Here is a 17,670-nt window from a genome sequence, read left to right on the forward strand (position 1 = left end):
CTGCTTACAGTGGCGACCTGATGTATCGAACCGATACATCAGGTCATGACAAACTGGACCGAGGGAGGTGGCTCATGGGAAACCGCAGTGGGGTCCTGGAGCTCGCCGTACTCGGTCTGCTGCACGAAGCGCCGATGCACGGTTACGAGCTCCGCAAGCGCGTCAACGCCCAGTTCGGCTGGGGACGCGTGCTGTCGTTCGGATCGCTGTACCCGTGTCTGAAGGCGATGCTCCGCAACGGGCTGATCACAGCCGACCCCGGGACGCCGGAGTCGGGTCGCAGGCCCAAGATCGTGTACACGATCACCGCCGACGGCAAGGACTACTTCGCACACGCGATGCACGAAGCCGGCCCGTCGGCCTGGGAGGACGACACGTTCGGCGTCCGCTTCTCGTTCTTCGGCCGGACCGATCCGGCCACCCGGTTGCGCATCCTCGAGGGCCGCCGGGCCCGGATGGAGGAGCGGCTGGCCAACTTCCGGGCGGCGATGAGCCGGACGGCGGAGCGGGTCGACGCCTACACCCTCGAGCTGCAACGGCACGGCCTGGAGTCGGCCGAGCGCGAGGTCCGCTGGCTGAACGAGCTGATCGACGGCGAGCGGCGCCAACAGCGGCCCCCTGAACAGCACCAACCGCCTATCCAAGGAGATTCCAGATGACCTCGATCCGTGTAGCGATCGTCGGTGTCGGCAACTGCGCAAGCTCGCTCGTCCAGGGCGTGCACTACTACCGTGACGCGAAGCCCGAAGAGCGCGTCCCCGGTCTGATGCACGTCCAGTTCGGCGACTACCACGTCCGCGACGTGGAGTTCGTCGCCGCCTTCGACGTCGACGGCAAGAAGGTCGGCCTGGACCTCGCCGACGCGATCGGCGCCAGCGAGAACAACACGATCAAGATCTGCGACGTACCGCCGACCGGCGTCACCGTCCAGCGCGGTCACACCCTCGACGGCCTCGGCAAGTACTACCGCGAGACCATCACCGAGTCCGACGCGTCGCCGGTCGACGTGGTCGCAGCTCTGCGTGAAGCTCAGGTCGACGTGCTGGTCTGCTACCTGCCGGTGGGTTCGGAGCAGGCGGCGAAGTTCTACGCGCAGTGCGCGATCGACGCGGGTGTCGCGTTCGTGAACGCGCTGCCGGTGTTCATCGCCGGCACCAAGGAGTGGGCCGACAAGTTCACCGCGGCCGGCGTGCCGATCGTCGGCGACGACATCAAGTCGCAGATCGGCGCGACCATCACGCACCGCGTGCTGACCAAACTGTTCGAGGACCGCGGTGTCACCGTGGACCGGACGTACCAGCTGAACGTCGGCGGCAACATGGACTTCAAGAACATGCTCGAGCGCGAGCGGCTGGAGTCCAAGAAGATCAGCAAGACCCAGTCCGTCACGTCGCAGCTGCGCGACGAGATCGACCCGCGCAACGTGCACATCGGCCCGTCGGACTACGTGGCCTGGCTGGACGACCGCAAGTGGGCGTTCATCCGGCTCGAGGGCCGCAACTTCGGCGACGTACCGCTGTCGCTGGAGTACAAGCTCGAGGTCTGGGACTCGCCGAACTCGGCCGGCATCATCATCGACGCGATCCGCGCGGTGAAGATCGCCAAGGACCGCGGCATCGGCGGCCCGATCCTGTCCGCGTCGTCGTACTTCATGAAGTCGCCGCCGGAGCAGTACGCCGACGACGTCTGCCGCGACCTGGTCGAGAAGTTCATCCGCGGCGAAGTAGAGCGCTGACCCCTCGGCACCGAACGCTGCCCCGACACCCACCCCGGGTGCCGGGGCAGCGTGCCATCATGACGCCGGATGACCGACATCCGTGAGTACCACAACTCCGACGCAACCAGCTGGCTGCGCTGCCGCCTCCTGAGCTTCTTCAGCACCGAGTACTACGACGACGTCGTGACGCAGCGCCCGGTCTTCGACAACCCGGCACATCGTCTCGTGGCCGTCGACGACGACACGGTGGTCGGCCTGATGGACGTCGAGATCTTCACGGACCGTGCCACCATCGACGTCCTCGCCGTCCATCCCTCGTATCAGCGCCGCGGTCTGGGCACGCGGCTGCTCGACGCGGCTCTCCCTCGGCTTCAGGTCGACGTACTGGATGCATGGACGCGCGGGGATGCGTCCGCGAACGACTGGTATCGGCGGTCGGGGTTCACGGAGAACTTCCGCTATCTCCATGTCTACAAGTCCTCGCAGGACGACGCCGACGGCTTCGAGGCGCCGGGGAAGGTGGTCACGGCGTTCTTGCATGCGCCGATCTCGGCTGAGGCTTCGATGCGTGAGCGGTTCTCCCGCGTGCATGTCTGCCGCCAGTACGTTCGTAGGCTTTGAACATGCCTCTGTACGTCGGCTGCGCGCAGTGGACTCATGCCGCGTGGCCGCAGCCTTCCCGGGACAAGTTGCGTTCGTACGCCTCGTGGTGCAACGCGGTGGAGAGCAACACCACCTTCTACGCAACACCGTCCGCGTCGACGGTTGCTTCCTGGGCCGCGCAGACGCCGCCCGACTTCCGGTTCGTGGTGAAGTTGCCGCAGGTCATCACCCATGAACGCCGCCTCAACAACGTCGACGCCGTACTCCGCGCATTCCTCACCGCCATCGAGCCGCTCGGACCCCGAAACCACGCGGTCTGGATCCAGCTGCCGGCCGCGTTCGCGCCGACCGACCTCGGCGCCCTCGCCGCGTTCCTCCACCAGGCACCCCGCGAACACCGGTACGCCGTGGAGGTCCGGCACCGCGACTTCTTCGAAGACCCCCGCGCCGCGGTCAACCTCGAACGCGTGCTCGCGCGGGCGAACGCGGAGTGGATCCCGTTCGACACCGGCACACTCTTCGCCCAGCGCCCGACCAGCCTCGCCGAGCGCGACGCCTGGATGAAGAAGCCACGAGTAGCCCGCCGCACCCGCGCCCTGACCGGCCATCCGATCGTCCGCTACATCGGACGCGACTCCGTAGCCGAAACCGTCGCCGGCTGGGCGTACCTCGTCGACCTGGTCGTCACCTGGCTCTCCGAGGGCCGCTCCCCCACGATCTTCCTGCACACCCCCGACAACGTCGAAGCCCTGAACCTCGCCCGCCACTTCCACGCAACCGTCGCCGCCGCCATCCCCACCCTCCCGCCCCTCCCCGAGCCCGTCGAACCCGAACCACCGACGCTCTTCTAACCTCCCCGACCACCCGCCCACGGCGGTGAGATGTGCACGCTCGACAGGTAGTGCGCCGGCGAAACGCTGTACGCACAGGCACGTTCACGCCCAGGTGCACTACCCGTCCACCCGACACATCCTGCCGAGCTGCAGCCTGGCGCCGCCGCTAAAACCGGCGACCTCCTACACCTCAGTCACAAGGCCGGATATCCCCTCGAATGGTGGGTTCTCTGCTCGTACACCAGGGGAGAACCCCCAACACGAGGGGATATCCGGTCTTGTGTTGGATGTGTGGGTCGGTATGGCCGAGGGTGGCCAGATCCCAAGTCCAGGCCCGGTCCAGGGACCGGGATTGGGGACTGGGACTGGGACTGGGGACTGCGGCCCACCTGAAATGACCAGCCATCGTCCCCAGTCACCCCGGTCGCCTCGGCTGGCCCCTCGTTGCCCGGGGCCTTGGGCGTGGGTGCTGCGGATGTTGTCAGGTCGACAGTACGTATACGTCCACTGCCCCGGCGATCCAGCCTGCCGCCGGCGCGCGGCGGCAGGTAGTTGACGTATATGTCCTGTCGAGATGCCGTTTCGGCGGACTGCGTCCGCACGGTGAGCACGGTGAGCACAGGCGGCCGGTTGCCGAGGGGACAGACACCTTCTGGGGGCTGCGGACAGGGAATACCAGGTGCCAGCCCACCAGAACCTGTCTCACGGGCCTGCAGTTCACCCACGCATCGGACAGGAGGGCCGGATATCCGGTCTTGTTGGCGGGTTTGTGGTCGGGGTGGTGCGCCTCCGCGCGGGGTTATCCACAGTTCCAAAGTGGCCTGCAGATTTGGGGTCTGATCTCCGTATGTTCTCCGCCGACTTCACGACTCGGGAGGACATCTCATGGACCATTCGATCGGTACGCCGACCCACGCGACCCCGCACGCACCACTCGACCCGCCGCCTGGCACCGCGCAGGCACCAGCCACCGCGCAGGCACCAGTCACCGCGCAGGCACCAGTCACCGCGCAGCCACGACCCACCGCGCACGCACCAGCCTCCACGCAGGCACGACCCACCGCGCAAGCACGAGCCTCCACGCAGGCGCGGGCTGAGCGGCAGGCGCGGGCCGACTGGCTGATCACCGAGCTTGGGCGGCTCGCGGCGCAGGCCGAGGACCCGCAGGATCGGGTGCGAATCCGCCGCACCGCCGACTCCCTCGTGCGGCTCGCGATCGCGTTCCGCTCGTGACGACAACGGCGGTGGCGCCCCACCCCACCTCGGTCCTCGAGCTGTTCGCGATGAGCGGGGAGACAGCTCGCACACTCGCCGGCGCGGAACGCTCCGCCTGGAACGGTCACATCATCGAGTCGTCGAGCGCCATGCTCGGCCTCGCCCACTGGGACGGCACCCTCTACCTCGATCGCGAGTCGATCGTCGACCCACTCCGTCACCTCTACGAACACGCGGGCGCGCAACGTCCGACTCAAACACTGATCGCCTACCGCGAGTCCCTGGCCACCCTGCTCCACGAGCACGCGCACTTCCTCGGCCCTGAAGACGCCACCCAGGAAGCAGCCCGCGAAGCCTTCACGAAACTCGGCAGCCGCCAACTGGAGGAAGGTGTCACCGAAGCCTGGGCCCAGGACCACCTCGACGACTTCATCCACCGACTCGGCATCGACAAGGTTGCCCCCGGCATCGATTCCGTCCGGTCCGACGGGTACTACGCCGCCTTCGTCCCCGCCGTCCGCGAACTCACCACCGACCTCGATACCCGCAACGGCCTCCCACCCGGCGAGACCCTCAGCCTCCTCAACCGGCAAACCGCCGCCGGCCAACTGCCGGTCCTGCTCGACCTCGTCTACAACTCCACCCGTCTCCCCGACCTCGAACCACCCGGCGCCGACACCCGATCCCGCCTGGAGTCGATCCTCCGCTCCGGCCTGGCCCACCTGGAAACCTACGAACTCAACCCACCCGGCCTCGCCACCGAACACTCCAAGGCAACCGCCCACCAGATCCTCACCCACCTCCACCACGAGACCCTCACTGCCGAATCCAGCTGTCCCACCCCGACGAGCCCACTGACCCCAGCCCCCACCAGAAGCCCCGACGACTGCACCCTCCCTCCACCCACACCGAGCCGCGCGCCCTCACCCCACCAGACAGCCCTGTCGGGCATCACACCCCCAACCCTCAGACACCTCGCAACTCCCAACACATCGCCCACCCGTCCCCATCCCGCACATGGCTCGCTGGTTGCCTCGGGCGTGAGCCGAACGGCCGGTTGAGCGATGGCTGGTTGCTCCAGACAACCGTCGTACGCGCGGTGGCAAGCTCCGGGTCGCCGCGGAACTCCTGCACACGAAGCAACTGAGCCAGCTCCGCGTCCTGGGACTGGCCAAGAGCCGGCAGCAGCCAGTTGGGTCGTGTGCTGCAGGATGCCGTCGCGTCTGGATGAGTGGTCAGGAGTCGGCTGTGGGCAAGGGCTGGGTTGGTGGGATGAAGTCGGCGTGGTGACCGGTGGGGGTGAGGGTGTGGCCAAGGCGTTTGGGGAAGCGTGGGAGGAGCCAGCGTTCTTCGGTTCGTGCGATGGGGAAGGCGCGGGCGATCTTGGATTCGACGGCGTCGAGATCACGGAGGGTGCGGAGCCAGAAGGTGACGGCCAGGTTGGCGCGGCTGACCACCGAGCAACACATCCGGGTCTCCGGCATCAGCGCGAGACCGGCGCCGACCATCTCCAGTTGATGATGCGGCACGCTGAACCACACCATCACGGACGCGTTGTAGCCGACGAGGTTGTGCGCGAAGTCGACCCGCGTGCGAGCCCAGGGTGCATGCAGGATCTGCCCGATCGCGCGGGTGACGGTGGCGACGCTCCGCCCGATCTCGTCGGCGATCGACGTCGCGGATCGGCGCACGTCACCAGCCAGGGCGTTGATGACGAGCTCATGCAGGCGGGTCGGTATCGCAGGCGCGTCGATGCCGGTCGCCGGAAACGCCTGCAGTGCCTTCATCTGACGTTCGCTGAGGATGCCGGGCCGCCAGCTCGTTCCTTCCTTGAAGAACGTACGGGTGAAGTGGGTCCGGGTCCGCCGTACGCCGGGATCCGCGGCCAGCTCCGTGGCGACGTAGGCGTCGACCTCGGCGACCGACGGGCAGGACAAGGTCAGGATCAGATCGGGTCCGCCGGACGTGCACTCGACGGTCAGCACCGACGGCGTCTTCGCGATCCCGGCGATGACGCTCTCGCGGCTGCCGGCCGCGCAGTACACCTCGACCAGCGCGAGGACGCCGGTCAACGGGTGCACCGCGGAGTCGAAGCGACCGTCCGGGCGATCCGGATCACCTGGGCTCACCGCGAAGCACGAGCTCCAGACGAGGCCGCTGTCGACGAGTCGGCTCCAGCGGCGCGACAGCGTCGACGCGTCACAGCCGACGATCGCCTCGAGCTGCGACCAGCTCGCACGCGGCCGGTGCTGTAAAGCGTTAATCAGCAGGAAATCTACGTCGTCCACAACTCAAAATCCCCGCATGCGTCACGGCCGTCACGCAAGTTCCCTGCGATGTCATGACAAGGATTTGATCGAATACGCGGAGGGAGGAGCATCCTGAGTGCGCGGATGACAGTATCCAATGTCCAGAGCCGTTGTTCCGGCTCCGGCCAGTGAGTTCTTCGACGCCCCACGGAGGATCGCTTGTCAGTTACGCCTTCTGTCACTACGCCTGCTGTCACTGCGTCCACCCTGCTGCGGGTCGACGGCCTGCGGACGGAGTTCACGACCGATCAGGGTCCGGTCACGCCGGTGGACGGAGTCGGATTCAGCGTGGCGGCCGGGGAGACGTTGTGCCTGGTCGGCGAGTCCGGCAGCGGTAAGTCGGTGTCCGCGCTGTCGATCATGGGGCTGCTGCCCGGGAACGGCCGGGTCACCGAGGGCTCGGTGATGTTCGAGGGCCAGGACCTGGCCGGGATGCCGGAGCCGGAGTTGCGGCGGATCCGCGGGCACGCGATCGCGATGATCTTCCAGGAGCCGATGACGTCGCTGAACCCGGTGCTGACCATCGGCGACCAGCTGGCCGAGACGATGATCCTGCATCTCGGGCTGACCAAGGCGCAGGCCCGGCAACGGGCGATCGAGCTGCTGGAGAAGGTCGGCATCCCGCGGGCCGACGCGGTCGTCGACGACCATCCGCACCGACTGTCCGGCGGGATGCGGCAGCGGGTGATGATCGCGATGGCGTTGAGCTGCCGGCCGAAGCTGATCATCGCGGACGAGCCGACGACGGCGCTGGACGTGACGATCCAGGCGCAGATCCTGCGCTTGATGCGGGAGCTGAGCGCGGAGACCGGTACGGCGACGATCTTCATCACGCACGACCTCGGCGTGGTCGCGGAGATGGCCGACCGGGTCGCGGTGATGTACGCCGGGCAGGTCGTCGAGGAGACCGATGTCTACACGCTGTTCGACCAGCCCAAGCACCCGTACACGGTCGCCCTGCTGAAGTCGATCCCGCACATCACCACCCCGGCCGGGGACCGCCTCACCCCGATCGCCGGTTCCGTACCGAGCCTGCTGCACCTACCGCAAGGCTGCCGCTTCCGGGAGCGCTGCCCGCAGGCAATGGACCGCTGTACGACGGACCTCCCGGCCCTCCGCCCGCTGGCAAGCCGCGAGGCGCACTCGGTCCGCTGCTGGCTGTACGACGAAACCGAAACGGCGGTCCCGGTATGACGGTAGTGGAAGACGTCGGCCCCCTACTGCAGGTGCGAGATCTCAAGCGGTACTACCCGATCCGCAAAGGTGTCGTCGCCCGCACGGTCGGACACGTGCGCGCTGTCGACGGTGTGACCTTCGACGTGTACCCGGGTGAAACGGTGGGCATCGTCGGCGAGTCCGGGTGCGGGAAGAGCACCACCGGGCGTGCCGTCGTACGGCTGGAGCCGCCGACCTCGGGCTCGGTGCTGTTCGACGGGACCGATATCGCGACGCTGTCGACCGCGCGGATGCGGCGGTTGCGGACCGAGCTGCAGATGGTGTTCCAGGATCCGTACTCGTCGCTGAATCCGCAGATCCGGATCGGTGATCTGCTGGCCGAGCCGTTGATCGCGCACAAGCGCCTCGATCGCGCCGGCGCGCGGGCGAAGGCGGCCGAGATGCTCGCCACCGTCGGGCTCCCGAAGCTCTCCCTTGACCGCTACCCGCACGAGCTCTCCGGCGGGATGCGGCAGCGGGTCGGCATCGCGCGGGCGCTGATGCTCGAGCCCAGGCTGATCGTCTGCGACGAGCCGGTGTCCGCACTCGATGTGTCGATCCAGGCCCAGGTGCTGAACCTGCTCAAGGACCTGCAGGGCGAGTTCGGCCTGACCTACGTGTTCATCAGCCACGGCCTCGGCGCGATCAAGTACATCAGCGACCGGATCGTGGTGATGTACCTGGGCAAGGTGATGGAGACCGCGTCCACCGCGGAGATCTTCGCCCGGCCGAGGCATCCGTACACCGAGATCCTGCTCGACGCCTACCCGGAACCCGACCCGCGGCTGCGCGACCGGGAGCGGATCATCGTCGAGGGCGACGTACCGAGTCCGGCGAATCCCCCGCCCGGCTGCGTCTTCCACACCCGCTGCCCTTACGCACAGGACCTCTGCCGGACCGAGAGTCCGGCCCTGGACGCCGCGGGAGGTGCCAGGCATCAGGTGGCCTGCCACTTCCCGCTGGCCCAGGAGGCGAGCTGATGGTTGCCTACCTCGTCCGGCGCATCCTGATCGGGATCCCGGTCCTGCTCGGTGTGACGCTGATCAACTTCCTGATCATCAACCTCGCGCCCGGCAGCCCGGCTGACCTGTACCTCTCCCCCACCGCAACGCCCGAGGACGTCGCGCGTACCGAGGCCGCGCTCGGGCTCGACAAGCCCGTCTTCGTCCAGTACCTCAACTGGCTCACCCAACTGCTGCACGGCAACCTCGGCGTCTCGTTCCAGAACCGCGAGCCCGTCACCCAGCTGATCGCCGACCGGATCGGCCCGACCCTGCTGCTGATGGGTACGTCGCTCGTCGTCGCCTACCTGATCGCGATACCGATCGGGATCTTCGCAGCGCGCCGCCGCAACACGGCCGCCGACTACGGGGTCGTCGGGGCGTCGTTCCTCGGCATCTCGGTGCCGCACTTCTTCCTCGGCCTGGCGATGATCTACGTCTTCGCGCTCACCCTGGGCTGGTTCCCGACCGGCGGCATGGTGACGCTGGGACGCGGAGGCGGGTTCGCCGATCGGGTCTCGCATCTCGTCCTGCCGGTCGTCGTACTCGCCACCGCGGTCGCGGCCGGCATGGTCCGGTACGTCCGGTCGAGCATGATCGACGCGTTCGGCCAGGACTACATCCGGACCGCGAAGGCGAAGGGTCTCGGCGCGGCGACCATCACCAACAAGCACGCTCTGCGGAACGCGTTGATCCCGGTCGTGACGGTGATCGGTATCGATTTGTCCGCGCTGATCGGCGGCGCGATCGTGACCGAGCAGATCTTCCAGTGGCCGGGTATCGGGCTGCTGACCATCCAGTCGATCGGCGCCCGCGACTACGCCGTACTGATGGGCATCAACCTGATCGCGGCGATCGCCGTGTTCGCCGCCAACCTGCTCACCGACATCGCCTACGCGGTGGTGGACCCGAGGGTTGCCTATGCATAAGCGCCGCGAGCCCGAGACCGGCCAGTCGTCCACCCGGCTGATGATCCGGCGGTTCCGGCGGCACCGGCTGGCGGTCGCCGGACTGGTGGTCGTTGTCCTGATGGTGCTGATCGCCGCGCTGGCGCCGCTCCTGGCACCGCACAACCCGAACCAGATCTTCGACAAGTTCGAGTCGTCGCCGTCGGGCGCGCATCTGCTCGGCACCGACTCGGTCGGGCGGGACGTGCTCAGCCGGCTGATCTACGGCGCCCGGGTGTCGATGAGCGTCGGCGTCGGAGCGGTCGTCGTGTACGTCGTGATCGGCGTCCTGCTCGGTCTACTGGCCGGGTACTACGGCGGCTGGGTGGACCAGGTGATCATGCGGATCACCGACGTGTTCATGTCGTTCCCGTACTTCATGGTGATCCTGATCCTGGTCAGCGTGCTCGGGCCGAGTCTGCTCACGATCATCGTGGTGATCGGTGCGCTGGCCTGGCCGATGATCGGCCGGCTGGTCCGCGGCAGCGTGCTGTCGATCAAGGGCAGCGACTACGTGCAGGCCGCGGTGGCGCTGGGGTACCGCACGCCGCGGATCCTGTTCCGGCACATCCTGCCGAACGCGTTGTCGCCGATCGTCGTGAACGCGACGTTCGGCGTCGCGCAGGCGATCATCCTCGAGTCCGGCCTGAGTTTCCTCGGGATGGGCGTCCGCCCGCCGGCGGCCAGCTGGGGCAACATGCTCAGCGAGGCGCAGTCGATCACTGTGCTGTCCAGCCAGCCGTGGATCTGGATCCCGCCGGGCCTGATGATCCTGTTCGCCGTGCTCGCGATCAACTTCGTCGGCGACGGCCTGCGCGACTCCATGGAGTCCCGATCCGATACCTGACCCCCATCCTTGTCGAGAAGGGACCCGCTATGTCTGCACGGACCACCTACCGGCTCAGCGCCGGACTGGCCGCGATCGGCCTGTTGCTGATACCGACTGCGTGCACGGGCACTGCCGGCAGCGGCGGGGGCGGTGGCGACACGCTGTACGTCGGCACGGTGAATCCGCCGGCCAGCTTCAACCCGATCAACCAGTCCGATGTCGGCGGTCAGTTCGCCGTCCGGTTCGCGATGGACACGCTGCTGGACCAGCCGGAGCCGCTGAAGTTCGTCCCGAAGCTGGCCGAGTCGATGGAGAGCAAGGACAACAAGACTTTCACGGTGAAGCTGCACGCCGGCGCCAAGTGGAGCGACGGGCAGCCGATCACCGCGAAGGACGTGGTGTACACGATCAACCTGATCGCCAACCGGGACTCGCTCACCACCCTCGGCGGGAACGTCACCACCCTGACCGGAGTCGATGCCACCGGCAAGCTTCCGAAGGGACAGACCGCCGTACCGGGGCTGACCGCGCCGGACGACACCACGGTCGTGTTCACCACGAAGACCCCGGTGGACCCGAACTACGTCAAGGAGATGATCGGCACCAAGGTGGTGATCATGCCCGAGCACGTGCTGGCGAAGACCGCACCGGCGCAGATCGACGACAGCAAGTTCGCGCAACTGCCTGACGTCACGAGCGGTCCGTACAAGTTCACGAAGTACACCCAGAACGCGAGCATCGAGTACGCCGCCAACCCGGACTACTACGGCGGCGCTCCGAAGATCGCGAAGCTGATCATGAAGATCATGCCGGCCTCGAACCTCGCCGGTGAGCTGCAGACCGGGTCGATCATGATGAACTCCGGCGGCGGGATCGGGAACATCCCGTTCCAGGACCTGAAGACGGTCCAGGCGTTCAAGGACGTGACCACCAAGGTCAACCCGACCATCGGGTTCCAGACGATCCAGTTCAACGTGACGACGTTCGCGGACCCCCGCATGCGGGCGGGGCTGGCGCATGCGATCAACCGCAAGCAGATCGTCGACGAGCTGCTGCTCGGCAACGGTGAGGTGATCGACGGCCCGTACACCAGCCAGAGCCCGTTCCTGGACAAGAGCCTGAAGACGTTCAGTTACGACCCGGCGCTGGCCAAGAAGCTGCTCACCGAGGCGGGCTGGGACTTCAGCCGGAAGATCAACTTCGTCGTACCGACCGGGAACAAGATCCGGGAGCGGTCGGCCGACATCCTGCTGCAGAACTTCAAGGCGATCGGCCTGAACGTCGTCCAGACCAACTACGACTTCCCGACCACGCTGGCCAAGGCGCGGGCGAAGGACCACGACATGGTACTGATGGGCCTGACCTTCAACATCGACCCTGACGTGTCGAACATGTATTCCTCGACCGGCTCCTTCAACCTGACCGGTTACAACTCGCCGGAGAGCGACAAGCTGCTGCTGGCCGGCAAGTCCGAGGCGAAGACGGCCGCGCGGCACCAGATCTACAACCAGTTGCAGGCGTTGTGGCAGGCTGACATGCCGGTCCTGACGCTGTACTCCGACCACGCCGTCGCCGCGACCAGCAAGTCGGTGGCGGTGGGCGGGGCGACTCCGTTCTGGCCGGGAACCGTGGCGAACATCGGCCAATGGGCATTCGAAGGAGCGAACTGATGAGTCTCATCGAGGAAGCCACCGCGATCGCGCCCGGGCTGATCGAGCTACGGCGGGAGCTGCACCAGGTTCCTGAGGTCGGTCTCGATCTGCCGAAGACCCAGGCGCTGGTGCTCGACGCGGTGGCCGGATTGCCGTTGGAGGTCAGTACCGGCAAGGAGCTGACTTCGGTGGTCGGCGTACTGCGCGGCGGCCGCCCCGGGCCGACGGTGCTGCTGCGGGGCGACATGGATGCGTTGCCCGTGGTCGAGGAGACCGGGCTCTCATACGCGGCCGAGAACGGGAACATGCACGCCTGCGGCCACGATCTCCACACCACGGGACTGGTGGGAGCGGCGCAGCTGCTGAGTGCACACCGCGAGGAGCTGAACGGGAACGTGATCTTCATGTTCCAGCCAGGCGAGGAAGGCCTCGGCGGTGCCGGGTACATGCTGCGGGAAGGCCTTCTCGACGCCACCGGCGACAAGCCCATCGCGGCGTACGCGTTGCACGTCTGGTCGCAGGCGGCGAAGGGGACGTTCCAGCTGCGTCCGGGCACGATCATGGCCAGTTCGAACCAGTTGCACATCACGGTGCGCGGCAAGGGCGGCCACGGGTCATCGCCGGACAAGACGATCGACCCGGTGCCGGTGGTGGCGGAGCTGGTGCTCGCGTTGCAGACGTACGCGACGCGGCGGGTGAACGTGTTCGACCCGGTGGTGATCACGGTGACGCAGCTCGAGGCGGGTGTCGCGATCAACGTCATCCCGAACACGGCCCGGCTCGGCGCGACCGTCCGGACCTTGTCGGACGCGATGCTCGAGCAGCTGACCCGCGAACTGCCGGCGCTGGCGGAGCGGATCGCGGCCGCGCACGGATGCACGGTCGAGGCGCGGCTCGACCCGCAGTACCCGGTGACGGTCAACGATGCCGGACGTACGGCGGAAACCGCGGACCTCCTCACCGACTTGTTCGGCGCGGAGCGGGTGCAGCAGCTGGACAACCCGTTGATGGGCGCCGAGGACTTCTCGATGGTGCTGCGCGAAGTGCCGGGAACGTTCGTGATGGTCGGCGCCCGGCCGGACGACGTCCCGGAGGAGGAAGCGCCGTCGAACCATTCGAGCCTCGTCCGGTTCGACGATGCGGTCCTGGCCGACCAGGCGACCGCCCTCGCCCAGCTGGCCGCCAAGCACCTGATCAGCTAGTCGGCCCTGCGAGGTGTGAGTTGACTCGGTTGAGGAGCGCGAACAGCTGATCGCGCTCCTCGCTGGTCAGCGGCGCCGTGATGCGGGCATTCACGCCGGCGAGCACCTGGTCCAGCTCGGCGAGCCGCCGTACGCCGGTTTCCGTGATCGTGATGACGTTGCGGCGTTTGTCGGCCGGGTCCGGCGTACGGCGGATCCAGCCGCCGTCCGCGAGCTCGTTGAGAACCGCGACGAGATCGCTCTTGTAGACGCGGGCGCGGCCGGCGAGCGCCGATTGGCTCGCCGGACCGAACTCGGCGAGCGCAGCGAGCACCACGAAGTGGTCCTTGTGCGCGCCGACCGCACGCAGCGCGTCGCCGGAGGCGCGGGCGGTCTGGGCCGCCGTGAGCCCGACCAGCCGTGACAGCTGCGCCTTGATGCGCTCCGGTGTCTCCGCGCCACGGTCGAAACGCAGTTCGTCGCCGTCCTCCATGGCGCTAGCCTACGCCTCTTGCGTTAGTCGGACTAACGATCTACATTCATTGGTAGGGCCAACGTTAGCCCTACTAACAATTCAAGGAGTTCCGCGATGACCGCCACCGAAACCCTGCTCCGCGAGCTCGCCGACCGCAGCGAGCTGGCCGACCTGGTCTACCGCCACAGCCTGTGGATCGACGAGCGCCGGTACGACGAGAGCGACCGCCTCTTCACCGAGGACGTGGTCCTCAGGTCCCGCCGAGGCGAGGTCGAGGGCATCCAGGCGCTCGTCGACACCGCGCGGGAGCGTCACGACGACTACGTCCGCACGCTGCACAACAAGTCGAACCTCGTGATCGAGATCCAGGGCGAGACCGCGACCGTGCGCGCACATGACACCGCGGTCTACGTTCTCGACGACAAGACGGAGGCGATCGCGGCTGCGATACACCACTACCGCGCGCGCCGGACCGAGAAGGGCTGGCGCTTCGACCAGCTCGAGGTCAGCCCGGTCGCACTGACCGCTCCGCTCGACCGCGCGCTGTAGAAACGGCCTGTGGCTGGTCGGTCCGCCAGAGGCCGACCAGCCACAGGGTTCAGGAGGGCGAAACTCCGAGGGTGTAGGCGCCCCGGCTGCCGTACGTCGAGTAGCCCGTGTTCAGCGGGTCGCCGTAGCCCACGTTGTCGATCCGCAGGTAATACGTACCCGGCTGAAGGCTGCCGCTAACACTCGCACCGAGACCCGTCGGCGTACCGGCGTCGCTCTGTCCGGAGGCCGGGTCGTTCGAGGCAACGACCGCGCCGGAGCTGTCCAGCAGGTCCAGCTTGATGTCGAGGTTGCCACCGCTGGGAGCGGAGCTTGCCGTCGCGGTGTAGTTGCCGGCAGCACTCACGTCGACGCGGTAGACGTCGGTGTCGGTCTCGGCCGCGATGACGCCCGACACCGGCGTACCGACGGTCAGTGCGGCGGCGTCGCCGGCGGTGTCACCGGCCTCGTCCGCGCGCAGTGCGAGTCCGTGCGAGCCGACGACCGCGTAGTCGTCTTCCTTGTTGTTCGCGTCGGCGTACTCGCCCTTGCTCCACTGGCTGATGCCGCGGTAGTACCCGACGCCCATGATCGGCGCCCATGCGCCGTGGCCCTGGTAGTACCCGACCGTCGACGTGCCGTCGTGCGACAGGCCGACGTTGTGGCCGGCCTCGTGCGACGCCGCCTCGGCGAGGTTCTTGGCACCGGTGCCGACACCCTTCGTGAACACGAGCGCCGGCTGGTAGTAGTCGTGCTGGCTGGTGCTGTCGTACACGCCGACGTACGCCACGCCGCCGCAACCGCACCCGGATTGGTACCAGGTGTCCGGATCGATCAGTACGCGCGTCCCGTACTGCTCGTCCGACGCGCCCGACCGGTCGATCGCGGACTGCGCCGGCTCCTGCGTCGTCACGTCCACGTCGAAGGTCGCATAGTCCTCGGCGACCCGCGCCCATACCTCGTGTACGACGTCCTGCTCGGCCGTGCTCCAACTAGCCGGATCGCCATCGGTGTCGTACGCCGAGACGTTGACGGGATCGACGCCCTTCGACGCGTTCCACGCTGTACCGGTGATGGTGTGGCCGTCGAAGTCGAGGTAAATGACCCGGCTCGAGCCCGGCTTGCTGTGCAGCTCGAACGCCGGGCCGGTCGCGGCGGCGGCCGCCGTACGCGCCCAGCGTGGTGACGCCTCGGGAGCCTTCTGCGCCGCAGTCAGGCCGGGCTCGCGGAAGAACAGCTTGCTATCGGCATCGAGCCACGCGGTCTTGTCGGTGGCAAGGATCTGCCGCAACTGGTCCGTCGGCAGACCGTTGTGCGCGGCAACCTCGGCCAGCCGCGACTGCACCTTTCCGAGCGCCGAGCCGCCGGCCAACGGCTGCGACAGCAACTGGTCGATCGGTGTCTGTTGCGCATCGGCCTGGGTGCCGAGCGCGACAGCCAGACCTCCGAAAACAACAGCACCAGCACACGCAAGCGCGCCGGTGCGGCGGATTCTGTTCACTACGGGTTCCTCCTCACGTCCCCCCCGCGGGGCGGGTTCCCCCCAAAACCCGGGGCCGTCGATCTCGGTGGGATCGACGGCCCCGGGTTGCTCAAGGTCAGCCGGCGGTGACGCGGACGGTGTAAGCGCCGCGACTGCCGTACGTCGAGTAGCCGGTGTTCAGCGGGCTGCCGTATCCGGTGTTCTCGATCCGGAGGTAGTAGCGGCCGGCCGTGACCTGGCGACTGATGCTCGCGCTCAGCCCGGTCGGGGTGGCCGAGTTGGTCTGACCGGAGGCCGGGTCCGCGGTGGCGACGACCCCACCCGACGAGTTCAGCAACTGGAGCTTGATGTCCAGGTCCCCGCCGGAGGCAGCAGCGAAATTGAACGTGCCGGCCGCGAGGTCGATCCGGAAGGTGTCGACGTCGGAGTCGTCGGCGTACACACCCTTCACACTCGTCCCGAGCGTCAGCGCGGTGGCATCCGACGTACCGTTGCCGTAGTCATCGGCCCGCAGCGCCAGCCCGTTCTGGCCGATCACCACGAAGTCGTCTTCCTTGTTGTTCGCCCCGGTGTACTCGCCCTTGCTCCACTGGCTGATCGCCTTCGAGTAGCCGACGCCCATGATCGGCGCCCAGGAGCCGTGACCGGCGTAGTACCCGACGGACGCGGTGCCGTCATGCGAGAGGCCGACGTTGTGACCCGCCTCGTGCGCCGCCGCCTCGGCGATGTTCTTCGCCCCGGTCCCGACGCCCTTCGTGAAGACCAGGGCGGGCTGGTAGTAGTCGTGCTGGCTGGTGTTGTCATACACGCCGACGTACGCGACCCCGCCGCAACCGCAACCGGACTGGTACCAGGTGGTCGGGTCGATCAGCACCCGCGTCCCGTACTGCAGGTCGGACGCACCGGACCGCGTGATCGCGGACTGCGCCGGCTGCTGCGTCGTCACGTCCACGTCGAACGGCGCGTAGTCCTCCGCGACGCGAGCCCAGACATCGCGTACGACGTCCTGCTCCGCCGTACTCCAGCTACTGGTGTTCCCGTCGGTGTCGTACGCCGTGACGTTCACGGTGGACGGCTTGCCGTTGGTGTTCCACGCCGTACCGGTGATCGTGTGGCCGTCGAAGTCGAGGTAAATGACCCGATTCGAGCCCGGCTTGCTGTGCAGCTCGAACGCCGGGCCGGTCGCGGCGGCGGCCGCCGTACGCGCCCAGCGTGGTGACGCCTCGGGAGCCTTCTGCGCGGCAGTCAGGCCGGGCTCCCGGTAGAACAGCTTGCCGGCGCGGTCCAGCCAGGCGGTGCGGTCGCTCGCCAGGATCTGCCGAAGGTGGTCTGTGGACAACTTGTTCTGATCGGCGATCTCGGCGAGCCGGGACTGGACGCGGCCGAGCGCGGCCTTGCCCTGCAACTCCTGGCCGAGCAGCTGGTCGATGGGAAGCGGAGCGGGCTGCTGGGCGTCGGCCTGGTTACCGACGACGACGGCCAGTGCTCCGAAAACAACGGCACCGGCGACGGCGAGGGCACCGATCCGGCGGGGGCGGGTGGGCATAACTGGGGTCCTCCTCAAGGACTCCGGGGCGGCACATCACATCTCGTGCGTGGGGGCGCACTGTGCGTAGCCTGCCCGAAGGTCTATGCCGGTGTATAGATTCGTCTCGGGATTTAACGTCGACTTGGGAGGGTTC

The 17,670-nt window shown here is 67.5% G+C and carries 17 protein-coding genes; 13 read left to right on the plus strand and 4 right to left on the minus strand.

Annotated features, from left to right (window positions below; translation table 11 throughout):
- Window positions 1-74: 74 nt before the first annotated feature.
- The 6 genes from ACWF0M_RS15295 to ACWF0M_RS15320 all read left to right on the plus strand — a co-directional run bounded on the left by ACWF0M_RS15295 (window position 75) and on the right by ACWF0M_RS15320 (window position 5,429).
- Window positions 75-659 (plus strand): helix-turn-helix transcriptional regulator, encoded by a 585-nt coding sequence (locus ACWF0M_RS15295; protein WP_452236278.1) that lies wholly within the window; start codon window positions 75-77, stop codon window positions 657-659.
- On the plus strand, window positions 656-1,735 hold the full coding sequence (locus tag ACWF0M_RS15300) for an inositol-3-phosphate synthase (protein WP_452236279.1): 1,080 nt from the start codon (window positions 656-658) through the stop codon (window positions 1,733-1,735). Before ACWF0M_RS15295 ends, ACWF0M_RS15300 begins: the two co-directional genes overlap by 4 nt.
- A gap of 69 nt (window positions 1,736-1,804) precedes the next feature.
- Window positions 1,805-2,338, plus strand: coding sequence for a GNAT family N-acetyltransferase (locus ACWF0M_RS15305; protein WP_452236280.1), 534 nt, complete (start codon window positions 1,805-1,807; stop codon window positions 2,336-2,338).
- Window positions 2,339-2,340: 2 nt separating this feature from the next.
- Entirely contained in the window at window positions 2,341-3,171 is an 831-nt protein-coding gene (locus ACWF0M_RS15310; RefSeq protein WP_452236281.1) for a DUF72 domain-containing protein, read from the plus strand.
- Between the two features lie 867 nt (window positions 3,172-4,038).
- The gene (locus tag ACWF0M_RS15315) at window positions 4,039-4,386 is read left to right on the plus strand and encodes a hypothetical protein (RefSeq protein WP_452236282.1); all 348 of its coding nucleotides are present in this window, start codon (window positions 4,039-4,041) and stop codon (window positions 4,384-4,386) included.
- Window positions 4,383-5,429 (plus strand): hypothetical protein, encoded by a 1,047-nt coding sequence (locus ACWF0M_RS15320; protein ID WP_452236283.1) that lies wholly within the window; start codon window positions 4,383-4,385, stop codon window positions 5,427-5,429. The genes ACWF0M_RS15315 and ACWF0M_RS15320 overlap by 4 nt, the downstream gene beginning before the upstream one ends.
- A gap of 174 nt (window positions 5,430-5,603) precedes the next feature.
- Here ACWF0M_RS15320 and ACWF0M_RS15325 read toward each other — a convergent pair whose 3' ends face one another.
- Entirely contained in the window at window positions 5,604-6,656 is a 1,053-nt protein-coding gene (locus tag ACWF0M_RS15325) for an Lrp/AsnC family transcriptional regulator (RefSeq protein ID WP_452236284.1), read from the minus strand.
- 180 nt (window positions 6,657-6,836) lie between these two features.
- Here ACWF0M_RS15325 and ACWF0M_RS15330 point away from each other — a divergent pair, with 180 nt between their 5' ends.
- From ACWF0M_RS15330 to ACWF0M_RS15355, 6 genes are read left to right on the plus strand one after another with little or no spacing between them, the layout of a single operon-like run.
- A complete protein-coding gene (locus tag ACWF0M_RS15330) occupies window positions 6,837-7,871 on the plus strand; it encodes an ABC transporter ATP-binding protein (RefSeq protein WP_452236285.1) in 1,035 nt (344 codons plus the stop codon).
- On the plus strand, window positions 7,868-8,872 hold the full coding sequence (locus ACWF0M_RS15335; protein WP_452236286.1) for an ABC transporter ATP-binding protein: 1,005 nt from the start codon (window positions 7,868-7,870) through the stop codon (window positions 8,870-8,872). Before ACWF0M_RS15330 ends, ACWF0M_RS15335 begins: the two co-directional genes overlap by 4 nt.
- Entirely contained in the window at window positions 8,872-9,822 is a 951-nt protein-coding gene (locus tag ACWF0M_RS15340) for an ABC transporter permease (protein ID WP_452236287.1), read from the plus strand. The genes ACWF0M_RS15335 and ACWF0M_RS15340 overlap by 1 nt, the downstream gene beginning before the upstream one ends.
- The gene (gene opp4C / locus ACWF0M_RS15345; protein WP_452236288.1) at window positions 9,815-10,687 is read left to right on the plus strand and encodes an oligopeptide ABC transporter permease; all 873 of its coding nucleotides are present in this window, start codon (window positions 9,815-9,817) and stop codon (window positions 10,685-10,687) included. Before ACWF0M_RS15340 ends, opp4C begins: the two co-directional genes overlap by 8 nt.
- Window positions 10,688-10,716: 29 nt before the next feature.
- Window positions 10,717-12,339, plus strand: a complete 1,623-nt coding sequence (locus tag ACWF0M_RS15350; protein ID WP_452236289.1) for an ABC transporter substrate-binding protein — start codon at window positions 10,717-10,719, stop codon at window positions 12,337-12,339.
- Complete coding sequence (locus ACWF0M_RS15355; protein ID WP_452236290.1) at window positions 12,339-13,523, plus strand: M20 metallopeptidase family protein; 1,185 nt, start codon at window positions 12,339-12,341, stop codon at window positions 13,521-13,523. The genes ACWF0M_RS15350 and ACWF0M_RS15355 overlap by 1 nt, the downstream gene beginning before the upstream one ends.
- Here the strand turns inward: ACWF0M_RS15355 and ACWF0M_RS15360 are convergent.
- Window positions 13,516-13,995, minus strand: a complete 480-nt coding sequence (locus ACWF0M_RS15360; RefSeq protein ID WP_452236291.1) for a MarR family winged helix-turn-helix transcriptional regulator — start codon at window positions 13,993-13,995, stop codon at window positions 13,516-13,518. The two genes, ACWF0M_RS15355 and ACWF0M_RS15360, sit on opposite strands and share 8 nt — an antisense overlap.
- 96 nt (window positions 13,996-14,091) lie before the next feature.
- On the opposite strand from ACWF0M_RS15360, the gene ACWF0M_RS15365 reads away from it, so the two are divergent.
- The gene (locus ACWF0M_RS15365; RefSeq protein WP_452236292.1) at window positions 14,092-14,526 is read left to right on the plus strand and encodes a nuclear transport factor 2 family protein; all 435 of its coding nucleotides are present in this window, start codon (window positions 14,092-14,094) and stop codon (window positions 14,524-14,526) included.
- 49 nt (window positions 14,527-14,575) lie between these two features.
- Here the strand turns inward: ACWF0M_RS15365 and ACWF0M_RS15370 are convergent, their stop codons facing one another.
- Both ACWF0M_RS15370 and ACWF0M_RS15375 read right to left on the minus strand, forming a co-directional pair.
- Window positions 14,576-16,006 (minus strand): pre-peptidase C-terminal domain-containing protein, encoded by a 1,431-nt coding sequence (locus ACWF0M_RS15370; protein ID WP_452236293.1) that lies wholly within the window; start codon window positions 16,004-16,006, stop codon window positions 14,576-14,578.
- A gap of 97 nt (window positions 16,007-16,103) precedes the next feature.
- A complete protein-coding gene (locus tag ACWF0M_RS15375; RefSeq protein ID WP_452236294.1) occupies window positions 16,104-17,534 on the minus strand; it encodes a zinc-dependent metalloprotease family protein in 1,431 nt (476 codons plus the stop codon).
- Window positions 17,535-17,670 lie beyond the last annotated feature (136 nt).

Source organism: Kribbella sp. NPDC055110, from assembly GCF_053607525.1.